The sequence below is a fragment of the Streptomyces sp. NPDC057010 genome, assembly GCF_042673805.1.
Lineage (GTDB): Bacteria > Actinomycetota > Actinomycetes > Streptomycetales > Streptomycetaceae > Streptomyces.
Window position 1 is genome coordinate 1 of record NZ_JBHUSC010000096.1, and the last position, 10323, is coordinate 10323.

Annotated in this window: 11 protein-coding genes; 4 read left to right on the top strand and 7 right to left on the bottom strand. The window is 71.1% G+C overall.

From position 1 onward, the window contains the following. Window positions 1-186 precede the first annotated feature (186 nt). Window positions 187-972, bottom strand: a complete 786-nt coding sequence (nagB, locus tag ACFTXQ_RS35655) for a glucosamine-6-phosphate deaminase (protein ID WP_382649565.1) — start codon at window positions 970-972, stop codon at window positions 187-189. A 118-nt stretch (window positions 973-1090) separates the two neighbouring features. Next, window positions 1091-1852 (bottom strand): SDR family oxidoreductase, encoded by a 762-nt coding sequence (locus ACFTXQ_RS35660; RefSeq protein WP_382649568.1) that lies wholly within the window; start codon window positions 1850-1852, stop codon window positions 1091-1093. An 84-nt stretch (window positions 1853-1936) separates the two neighbouring features. On the opposite strand from ACFTXQ_RS35660, the gene ACFTXQ_RS35665 reads away from it, so the two are divergent. Continuing rightward, a complete protein-coding gene (locus tag ACFTXQ_RS35665; RefSeq protein WP_382649571.1) occupies window positions 1937-2530 on the top strand; it encodes a TetR/AcrR family transcriptional regulator in 594 nt (197 codons plus the stop codon). A 382-nt stretch (window positions 2531-2912) separates the two neighbouring features. Continuing rightward, window positions 2913-4382: a sensor histidine kinase gene (locus tag ACFTXQ_RS35670; RefSeq protein WP_382649587.1), complete on the top strand. Its 1470-nt coding sequence runs from the start codon at window positions 2913-2915 to the stop codon at window positions 4380-4382. A 161-nt stretch (window positions 4383-4543) separates the two neighbouring features. On the opposite strand, the gene ACFTXQ_RS35675 is transcribed toward ACFTXQ_RS35670, so the two are convergent. Together ACFTXQ_RS35675 and ACFTXQ_RS35680 are read right to left on the bottom strand one after the other, a co-directional pair. Next, window positions 4544-4801 carry a WhiB family transcriptional regulator gene (locus ACFTXQ_RS35675; protein ID WP_003953983.1) on the bottom strand — a complete coding sequence of 86 codons (258 nt, stop codon included), beginning with the start codon at window positions 4799-4801 and terminating at the stop codon, window positions 4544-4546. Window positions 4802-5119: 318 nt separating this feature from the next. Beyond that, on the bottom strand, window positions 5120-6085 hold the full coding sequence (locus tag ACFTXQ_RS35680; RefSeq protein WP_382649574.1) for a diacylglycerol/lipid kinase family protein: 966 nt from the start codon (window positions 6083-6085) through the stop codon (window positions 5120-5122). Window positions 6086-6168: 83 nt separating this feature from the next. Here ACFTXQ_RS35680 and ACFTXQ_RS35685 point away from each other — a divergent pair, with 83 nt between their 5' ends. Then, window positions 6169-6630 (top strand): hypothetical protein, encoded by a 462-nt coding sequence (locus tag ACFTXQ_RS35685; protein WP_382649576.1) that lies wholly within the window; start codon window positions 6169-6171, stop codon window positions 6628-6630. A 24-nt stretch (window positions 6631-6654) separates the two neighbouring features. Here the strand turns inward: ACFTXQ_RS35685 and ACFTXQ_RS35690 are convergent, their stop codons facing one another. The 3 genes from ACFTXQ_RS35690 to ACFTXQ_RS35700 all read right to left on the bottom strand — a co-directional run bounded on the left by ACFTXQ_RS35690 (window position 6655) and on the right by ACFTXQ_RS35700 (window position 8606). Continuing rightward, window positions 6655-7728 carry an RNA polymerase sigma factor SigF gene (locus ACFTXQ_RS35690; protein WP_382649578.1) on the bottom strand — a complete coding sequence of 358 codons (1074 nt, stop codon included), beginning with the start codon at window positions 7726-7728 and terminating at the stop codon, window positions 6655-6657. After that, on the bottom strand, window positions 7725-8138 hold the full coding sequence (locus tag ACFTXQ_RS35695) for an anti-sigma regulatory factor (protein WP_215015185.1): 414 nt from the start codon (window positions 8136-8138) through the stop codon (window positions 7725-7727). Before ACFTXQ_RS35695 ends, ACFTXQ_RS35690 begins: the two co-directional genes overlap by 4 nt. Before the next feature lie 207 nt (window positions 8139-8345). Next, complete coding sequence (locus ACFTXQ_RS35700) at window positions 8346-8606, bottom strand: UBP-type zinc finger domain-containing protein (RefSeq protein WP_382649581.1); 261 nt, start codon at window positions 8604-8606, stop codon at window positions 8346-8348. A gap of 55 nt (window positions 8607-8661) precedes the next feature. Between ACFTXQ_RS35700 and ACFTXQ_RS35705 the strand changes: the two genes are divergently transcribed. Beyond that, on the top strand, window positions 8662-10245 hold the full coding sequence (locus ACFTXQ_RS35705) for a Na+/H+ antiporter (RefSeq protein WP_382649584.1): 1584 nt from the start codon (window positions 8662-8664) through the stop codon (window positions 10243-10245). The last annotated feature ends 78 nt before the right edge of the window (window positions 10246-10323 follow it).

Genomic DNA, 10323 nt, shown 5'->3' on the forward strand with positions numbered 1-10323 from the left:
AGGCTGGACCTATCCAGCCTCGCCGGCGTTTGAGGCGCGGGCGCGGAGCGCCCGTAGGGGGTCTGGGGCGGAGCCCCAGGGAACGGTGGAAGGGCGGGTAGGGGACAGCCCCGCGCAGCGGCCGCCCGTACACGCGAGGGCCGGACCCCTGACGCGAGCCCGGCCCTCCGGGTCGTACCGGTACGGCTACAGGCCCTGCCAGGTCGGCTTGTTGGCGTACGTGTGGCGGAAGTAGTCCGCCAGCTTCAGCTTGGAAGCGGCCGCCTCGTCCACCACGACGGTGGCGTGCCGGTGCATCTGCAGCGCGGAGGCCGGGACCAGCGCGGACAGCGGCCCCTCCACCGTCTGCGCGACGGCCTCGGCCTTGCCCTCTCCCGTGGCCAGGAGCACCAGGTGGCGGGCGTCGAGGATGGTGCCGATGCCCTGCGTGATGACGTGGTGCGGCACCTGCTCTATGTCGTCGTCGAAGAAGCGCGCGTTGTCGACGCGGGTCTGCTCCGTCAGCGTCTTGATACGGGTGCGGGAGGCCAGGGAGGAGCACGGCTCGTTGAAGCCGATGTGGCCGTCCGTGCCGATGCCCAGCAGCTGGAGGTCGACGCCGCCGGCCTCGGCGAGCGCGCGGTCGTAGGCCTCGCACGCGCCGACGATGTCCTCGGCCGAGCCGTCGGGGCCCATGAAGGAGTCCTCGGACAGGCCGAGCGGCTCGACGACCTCGCGGAGCACCACGGCCCGGTAGGACTCGGGGTGCCCGGCCGGGAGGCCGACGTACTCGTCGAGCTGGCAGATGCGGGCCCTGGAGGCGTCGACCTGGCCCGCCTTCACCTTGGCGGCCAGGGCCTCGTAGATGGGCAGCGGGGTAGAGCCGGTCGCCACGCCGAGCAGGGCCTCGGGCTTGCGGCGGACCAGTGCGGCCATGGCCTCCGCGATGAGCTCGCCGCCTGCCTTGGCGTCCGGGACGATGACAACTTCCACGCGGGGCCTGCCGATCTGGAGAGGTGGTGTGGTATAGACCAATCTAGCAGAGCCGGGCCCCCGGCGTCCCGGTTCCGCACCCCGTTCCATCGTGGTCCCGATGCCCCCGCCAGTCGCGTCAGGCCAGCGCGAGCTGGAGGCCGCCCGTGGCGTCCAGGTGCTGGCCCGTCATCCAGCGGGAGTCGGGAGAGGCCAGGAAGGCCACCACGTCCGCGACCTCCTCCGCCGTGCCGATGCGGTGGAAGACCGAGCGGGAGGCCAGGTGTGCCTGGGTCGCGGGGTCCGCGAGGAGGCCCGCGTTCAGTTCGGTGTCGATGATCCCGGGGCCGACCGAGTTCACCGTGATCCCGCGCGGGGCGAGCGCGGCGGACAGCGACCGGGTCAGCGCGTTCGCAGCGCCCTTCGCCATGATCGTGGCCAGGATCGCCGGCAGGGCGAGGTCCGGGGTGCCGGTCACGTTCACGATCCGGCCGCCGTCCCGCAGCCGCGCCAGCCCGTGCTGGATCACGAAGAAGGGCGCCTTGGCGTTGAGCGCGTGCACCCGGTCGTAGGTCTCCTCGTCCGTGTCCGAGATCCCGGCGAAGGCGGCCGCCCCCGCGTTGTTGACCAGGACGTCGACGTGTTCGGTGTGCGCGGGATGGGCCTCGTACGCCGCCCAGAGGGCCTGTGCGTCGCCCGGAACCCCCAGCTCCGCCCGGAGTGCGAAGGCCCGCCCCCCGGCCGCCTCGATGGCGGCCACGGTCTCCTTCGCCGCCGCCTCGTTGCGGCCGTAGTGCACCGCCACCAGCGCCCCGTCCCGCGCCAGCCGCTCCGCGACGGCCCGCCCGATACCGCGGCTGCCGCCCGTGACCAGTGCCGTCTTCCCCTTGAGCACGCCCATGACGCGCCCCCCTTCAGCAATCAATAGTGGTCGCTACAGAAAGGACCGTATCAGATTCTCTAGCGACCGCTATAGAATGAGCGCATGGTGACCGGACAGCGTGGCAGGCCCCGCTCCTTCGACCGTGACGCCGCCCTGCACAAGGCGATGTTCGCCTTCTGGGAGCGCGGCTACGAGGCGACCTCCATCTCCGACCTGACCTCGAGCCTGGGCATCAGCGCGCCCAGCCTCTACGCGGCCTTCGGCGACAAGCGCAAGCTGTTCGACGAGGTCGTGGTCGTCTACGGCGGCCGCTACGGGGACTTCGCCATGGTGGCGCTCGCCGAGGAGCCCACGGCCCGCTCGGCGGTCCGGCGCATCCTGCACGAAGCGGCCGAGGTCTACACCGACCCGGCCCACCCTCCGGGCTGCATGGTGATCAGCGCCGCCATCAACACCACCTCGGAGGAGGTGGCCGAGGCCCTGCGCGAGCGCCGCAACGCCAACCTGACATTGTTCGAGAGCCGGATCCGGGCGGACATCGCCACCGGCGTGCTGCCCGCCGACACGGACGCGCGGGAACTCGCGCGGTATGCCGGCGCGGTGCTCCAGGGGATGTCCCAGCAGTCGCGCGACGGGGCGACGCGGGAGGAGCTGGAGGCGGTCGCGGCCCGGGCGCTGCTGGCCTGGCCTGCGTAGATCCGCACGATTCCTCTGGGCCACATTCCTCTGGGCCACATTCCTCTGGGCCACGGTGCCCGACGGGACCCTCAACCCGTCCGGCACCGTAGCCCGGAGTACTTACGGCCGAGGGTGTGCGGTTCCCGCGGCCGGTTGGGAGGTGCCGGCGCAGTCAGGGCAGAGTGCGCGGCTTACCTCGATCCGTCCTCCTGTGCGGGGAGGGCGGAAGCTTCAGGCAATTGTGGACTAGACCATTCTGTTCTGTCCATCCAACGGCGGGGTGCTGTATACCGTCGGTTCCTCCAACAGTACGCGGCCTCGGGGCCTCCTGTGTACTCCTGGGTATTCCCGTGGGGAAAGTCATGGCGCGTACCCGGGGTACGCTCGCAACGTGCCCTCCATGAACGACCTCGTACGCCAGCACACCGCTCTCAGTGAAACCGACCTGGAGTGGCTCCACCTGCTGGTCTCGGAGTGGCAGCTGCTCTCCGACCTGTCCTTCGCCGACCTCGTGCTGTGGGTGCCCACCCTCGACGGCACCCGGTACGTCTCGGTCGCGCAGATGCGCCCGAACACCGGCCCCACCTCCTACCAGGACGACATGGTCGGCCACCTGGTGCCCCGCGGCCGGCGCCCGCTGCTCGACGCCGCGCTCGACGAGGGCCGGATCGTGCGCGAGGGCGACCCGGAGTGGCGGGAGGAGGTGCCGGTCCGCGTCGAGTCGATCCCCGTCCGCCGCGAGGGCCGCGTCCTGGGCGTGATCGCCCGCAACACCAACCTGCTCACTGTGCGTACACCGAGCCGGCTGGAGCTGACGTACCTCCAGTCCGCCTCCGACCTGGCGCAGATGATCGCCGCGGGCGCCTTCCCCTTCCCCGGCCAGCAGGTCGACATGGACGCCTCCCCGCGCGTCGGCGACGGCCTGATCCGGCTCGACGCCGACGGCGTGGTCACCTACGCCTCCCCGAACGCGCTCTCCGCCTACCACCGGCTCGGCCTCGCCTCCGACCTGGTCGGCCAGGACCTGGGCGTCACCACCGCCGAACTCGCGCCCTCGCGCGGCCCGGTGGACGAGGCCCTGGTCAAGCTCGCGAGCGGCTGGGCCCCGAGGGAGACCGAGGTCGAGGGCAACGGCGGGGTCATCCAGCTGCGCGCCATCCCGCTGAAGCCCAAGGGGACCCGGATCGGCTCCCTGGTGCTGTGCCGCGACGTCACCGAACTGCGGCGTCGCGAACGCGAACTCATCACCAAGGACGCCACCATCCGGGAGATCCACCACCGGGTGAAGAACAACCTCCAGACGGTGGCCGCCCTGCTGCGGCTCCAGGCCCGCAGGATGGATTCGCCGCAGGGCCGCGAAGCGCTCAACGAGGCGGTTCGCCGGGTCGGTTCGATCGCGATCGTGCATGAGACGCTGTCTCAGAACCTGGACGAGCGCGTCGAGTTCGACGAGATCGCCGACCGCGTGATCGCGATGGTCTCGGAGATCTCCCCGGGCAAGGTCGACTGCCGGCGCACCGGCCGCTTCGGAATCCTGGACGCCGAGGTCGCCACCCCGCTGTCGATGGTGCTGACCGAGATCCTCCAGAACGCCCTGGAGCACGCCTTCACCCAGGGGGAGCGGGGCACCGTGGAGGTCTCCGCGGTCCGCTCCGGCACCGGCCGCGCGGACGGACGGCTGCTGATCACCGTGCTCGACGACGGCAAGGGACTGCCCGAGGGGTTCGACCCCCAGCGCGCCGGCAATCTCGGGCTGCAGATCGTACGGACCCTCGTGGAGGGCGAGCTCGGCGGCACCTTCGACATGGTCCCGGCGGAGCCCCGCGGCACCAAGGTCGTCCTCGACATCCCGTCGAGCCCGCAGAAGTAACGGTCCGGCCGGGCCTCACCCAGCGTGACGGCCCGGTGGCCGGAGCGCGTCCCGGACAGCACTGAGCCCCGGACCGAAGTTCTCGGTCCGGGGCTCAAGAGCACGTTGCTGAGCGCTTGTCCGTTTACTACGCGCTGCGCGTCGAGGCTCGAAAGTCGTTGTCAGGCGCTGGCGTTGCGCGCCCGGTTGCGAGCGGCGCGGCGCTTCATGGCGCGGCGCTCGTCCTCGCTGAGACCGCCCCAGACACCGGAGTCCTGACCGGACTCGAGCGCCCACTGCAGGCACTGCTCCATGACGGGGCAACGGCGGCAGACGGCCTTGGCTTCCTCGATCTGCAGCAGCGCAGGACCGGTGTTGCCGATGGGGAAGAAGAGTTCCGGGTCTTCCTCACGACAAACGGCGTTGTGACGCCAGTCCATGGCTGCTCCATCTCCTTGTATTGCGGGCAGGTTGCTTGTGAATGTGAACGCTTTCACGAATCCCTTCGTGAGGGAAGGGCGACCGCCCAGTTTCCCGGGGAGGTCAGTGATTCGTGGAGGGGTTCTGGCGGTCTTCGTGGGTGCCGGTTCTGCGGGCTGTCCCGATCGCCATGTAGAGATTCGCAAACCTCGGACGGGGATACAACCCCTTCCGGAAAGTTTTTTTTGATTCGTCGGTGTCTACTAGGTCACAGCCCTACATCGTGAGGGTGGACCGGCGTGTAAACGTTCGAGTGAAAGGACTTTCGCCCCTTCTACTCACACAATCACACGCAGTGCACGGCGTACGCCTGTGAACCGAACGCTGGTGCGCAGACCGAGGTGGTCGCCGTCCATCTGGAACGGGAGGGGAACCTTCGAATGCAAGGTGAAGTCGGTCAGATCGTGCAGAGACACCGCGTGCTTGCCGTGCGGACCCCGCTCAGGAGTCGAGGTCAGGAGCTGTGTCGCGTACCGCGCGACCGCCGGAGTTGACAAACGGTCCAGTGCCAATACGTCAAGTGCGGTATCGAACGACGCCTCCGGTGAGGCGTACAGCGGCCGATTGCCCAGGTATGTCCAGGGCGAGGTGTTGCAGACTATCGACAGCACCAGATCCGTCACGGGATCCGCGCCGGGGCGCTCCAGCGTCACAGTGCCGTGTCGGCGGTTGGGCTCCTCCCAGAACTGGCGCACGAGCTGTCGTACATACAGGGCGTGCGTCGAACGCTTCCCGCGCTCGCGCTGTTGTTCGACCCGCCCGACCACGCCGGCGTCGAAACCGAAGCCCGCGCAGAAGGTGAACCAGCGCGCCGGAACCGACTCGTCCTCCGTGCCCGGGGTGCCGGCCGCCAGGCCCAGGCCCACCGTCCGCTCGCGCCGCTCCCGCAGTGCGTCCAGCAGGGCGCCGGTCGCCTCGACCGAGTCGTTGGGCAGCCCGAGCGCGCGGGCGAACACATTGGTGGAGCCGCCGGGAACCACAGCCAGCCGGGGCAGCCGCTCCGGATCGGGCCCGTCGTGCAGGAGCCCGTTGACCACCTCGTTGACCGTGCCGTCACCGCCCAGGGCGACGACCAGATCCAGCCCCTCGTGCGCGGCCTTGCGGCCCAGGTCCCGGGCGTGCCCCCGGTACTCGGTGGTCACCGCCTCCAGCTTCATCTCGCTGGCCAGGGCGTGCGTCAGGACGTCGCGCGTGCGCGCACTGGTGGTCGTCGCTGCTGGGTTGGCCACGAGAAGTGCACGCATGAGCGCCAGACTACCCACCCCTCCGGTCGCCGACCCTACTGCCCGTCCCCTGCCGGCCCGGGGCACGCGGCTACCCTGCTGGGGTGAGTAAGAAGCAGCCCCCGAATGCCGCCGCCCCCGTCGCCGCCGCTGTCGCCGCCGAGACCGCCGCGCTGCCCGGGCGGCTGACCGCCGCCGCGGCGCTCACCGCGCTGGAAGGCCTGGCGCTGGCCGGCCTCGGTGTCTACATGCTCTTCGTGGGCATCGCCGGCGACCCCGACTCCCCGCAGCAGGCCGAGACCGGCGGGGTCACCCTGCTCGTGCTCGCCGCGCTGCCGCTGATCGCGGCCCGCGGGCTGCGCCTGGGCCGCCGCTGGAGCCGCGGCCCGGCGCTGATCACCCAGCTGATGGCGCTGCCGGTGGCCTGGACCCTCTACACCACCGGCGGCGCGATGATCGCCGGCGCCGTGGCGCTGGCCTTGGCCGCGGTGGCCGTCGTCGCACTCCTGGTGAACCCGACGGCGACCGAGGCACTGGGCATCGGACCCCGCGAAGAGGCCCGATAACCCGTCCCGCTCCCGCGGTCCCTCCTACTCCTCCACGAGGAGCTTGTCCCGGAGCTGGGCCAGGGTGCGGGCCAGCAGCCGTGACACGTGCATCTGGGAGATGCCGACCTCCTGCGCGATCTGCGACTGGGTCATGTTGCCGAAGAACCGAAGCAGCAGGATCCGCTTCTCCCGGGGCGGCAGCCCCTCCAGCAGCGGCTTGAGGGACTCGCGGTACTCGACGCCCTCCAGGGCCTCGTCCTCCGCACCCAGGGTGTCCGCGACCGCCGGCGACTCGTCGTCGGTGTCCGGGACGTCCAGCGAGAGCGTGCTGTAGGCGTTGGCCGATTCGAGCCCCTCCAGCACCTCCTCCTCGGAGATCCCCAGCCGCTCGGCCAGTTCGTGCACCGTGGGGGAGCGGCCGTGCTGCTGGGACAGTTCCGCCGTGGCCGTCGTCAGCGAGAGCCGCAGCTCCTGCAGGCGCCGGGGGACCCGTACGGCCCAGCCCTTGTCACGGAAGTGGCGCTTGATCTCGCCGACCACCGTGGGCGTGGCGTACGTGGAGAACTCGACCCCGCGGTCCGGGTCGAACCGGTCCACCGACTTGATCAGGCCGATCGTGGCCACCTGCGTCAGGTCGTCGAGCGGCTCACCGCGGTTGCGGAAGCGCCGCGCGAGGTGCTCGACCAGCGGCAGGTGCATCCGTACGAGACGGTTGCGCAGCTCCGCCCGCTCCGCCGAGCCCTCGGGCAGCGCCCGCAGCTCGATGAACAGGGCGCGCGCGCCGCTGCGGTCGCGCGGATCCGGCAGCGCCGCCGACACCGGGAACAACGGCACCGCGGGGACCGCCGGCAGATCGGAGACATCGGCGAGGTCGGGCACCACCGGGGCCGCGGCAGCGGCCTCGGACGGCTGTGCGCTCTCCGATGGCTGTGCTTCTTCGTGCTGGTTCTCGCTCATAGGGCCCGCCCGTCGCTCCGCCGAGTCCAAAAAGCCGTATTCCGCATCCGCGTCAGCCGGGTGCGGCCGGGCGTGCTGCTGCTCCGGGATGCCGCCGTCGACCTCGTGCCGTACCCGGGGCCGATCCCCGCCCCGCACCGGGATCTCCCCGCCGCTCACGCCGGGCCTGGTCCCGCGCCGCGCTGTTTGTAGAGACTGATGCTCACCGTCCGGTTCTCCTCGACCGTGGCCTCGACCTTGCCGGCCAGTGCCGACAGCACCGTCCACGCGAACGTATCGCGTTCCGGCGCGCGCCCGTCGGTGGTGGGCGCGGAGACCGTGACCTCCAGCGAATCCTCGATCAGACGGAAGACGCAGCTGAGGACGGAGCCGGGCACGGCCTGCTGGAGCAGGATCGCGCAGGCCTCGTCCACCGCGATGCGGAGGTCCTCGATCTCGTCGAGGGTGAAGTCCAAACGTGCGGCGAGGCCGGCCGTGGCCGTCCGCAGCACCGACAGGTAGGCACCCGCAGCGGGCAGCCGGACTTCCACGAAGTCCTGCGTCCCGGGCTCGCCTGCGATCTGGGACAACCCCTCACCTCCAAGGTGGTACGAGCTCTGTTCGCCGGTGACGCTACCGCGATCCGGGCGATCGTGTCGCGGCACCCCTCATGGCGCCCGCTTCGGGGCACCCCTTCCCACGGCCAGTGACTGATGGTAAGCCCATGGGTACGCACAGTGGCTAGGGGTGTGCGGGCCCAAATCAGGGGAACCGGCGGAGGGTTGACCTACCCCGCCTCAGACGATCGAACCGTCGACAAAACACCAGCGCCAGATCTCCCCCGGCTCGAAGCTCCGCATCACCGGATGGCCGGTCGCCTGGTGGTGTGCGGTGGCGTGCCGGTGGGGCGAGGAGTCGCAGCACGCGACGTACCCGCACCCCAGGCACATCCGCAGTTGCACCGGATGGCTGCCGAGCTCCAGACATTCGGGGCACGTCTGGGCAGACGGGATGGGCTCGGGGCGCGGCAGTTCGGCAACGTGGGTGCACTCGCTCATGATGGCCAGCGTACGGCCAGGGTGCGGGCGCGCGACGGATGAGGATGGATCATCGATGGAGGTATTGCCGCTGGTGGCGCTGGTCGCGGTGAGCGCGGCCGTGGCGGGCGTGGCCCGCAGGACGCCGGTGCCCGCGCCGCTGCTGCTGGTCGCGGCCGGGCTGCTCGCCTCGTACGTCCCGGGCGTTCCCGACTACAGCCTGAACCCGAACATCGTGCTGCCGCTGCTGCTCCCGCCGCTGCTGCACACGGCCGCGGTGGACAGCTCCTACCTGGACCTGCGCGCGAACCTGCGGCCCGTCGCGCTGCTGTCCGTCGGGTACGTGCTGTTCGCGACGCTCGCCGTGGGATACGTGGCGTACCAGGTGGTGCCGGGGCTGACGCTGCCCGTGGCGCTGGTGCTGGGCGCGGTGATCGCGCCGCCCGACGCGGTGGCCGCGACCGCGATCGCCCGCAGGCTCGGGCTGCCGAACCGGATGACGACCATCCTCCAGGGCGAGTCCCTGGTGAACGACGCCACGGCGATCACCGCCTTCAAGGTGGCGCTGGCGGCGGTGGTCGGGGTGGGCGCCGGCTGGTCCGGGGCGATCGCGGAGTTCCTGGTGGCCTCGGTGGGCGGGGTCGGCGTCGGCCTGCTGCTGATGGTGCCGATCCACCAGCTGCGCAAGCGGCTGAGGGAGCCGCTGCTCCAGAACACCCTCTCGCTGCTGATCCCCTTCGTGGCGTACGCGGCGGCCGAGCGGGTGCACGCGTCGGGCGTGCTGGCGGTGGTCGTGGTCGCGCTGTACCTGGGGCACCGGAACTGGCAGGTCGACTTCGCCACGCGGCTCCAGGAGGAGGCCGTGTGGAAGGTGATCGCCTTCGTCCTGGAGTCGGTGGTCTTCGCGCTGATCGGGCTCCAGCTGCCGGTGGTCCTGAAGGGGCTGGGGGAGTACGAGGGCATGGCCGCGGCCTGGTACGCGATCGTGGTGTTCGTCGCGGTGGTGGTGGCCCGGTACCTGTGGGTCTTCCCGGCGACGTTCGTGCCGCGGTGGGTGTCGGAGCGGATCCGCACGCGGGAGCCGGACACGGACTGGAAGGCGCCGGTGATCGTGGGGTGGGCCGGGATGCGGGGGGTGGTCTCGCTGGCGATCGCCTTCTCCGTGCCGATGGTGGTGCCGCACCGGAACCTGATCCTCTTCCTGACCTTCACGACGGTCATCGGGACGCTGGTGGTGCAGGGGCTGACGCTGCCGCCGCTGATCCGGGTGCTGAAGCTGCCGCCGCGGGACCTGAAGGCCGAGACGCTGGCGGAGGCGCAGGCGCAGAGCGAGGCCTCGCGGGCGGCGGAGGACCGGCTGGCGGAGCTGCTGGAGCGGCCGGAGAACAGCATGCTGCCGCCGCCGCTGGCGGAGCGGCTGCGGACGGTGCTTGAGCGGCGGCGCAACGCGGTGTGGGAGCGGCTGGGGGAGGTCAACCCGGAGACGGGGGAGTCCGCGGACGACGTCTACCGGCGGCTGGCCCGCGAGATGATCGCGGCGGAGCGGGAGGTGTTCGTGACGCTGCGGGACCGGCGGCGGATCGACGACGAAATGCTGCGGGGGCTGCTGCGCAGGCTGGACCTGGAGGAGGCGGCCGCCTACCGCGAGGAGTCGCCGTAACCCCTCCCCTGGCGGGGGGCTTCGCGGGGGCCGGTGCCGGTGCCGGTGCCGAGGCCGGGTTGGGCGTCGGGGGTGCTG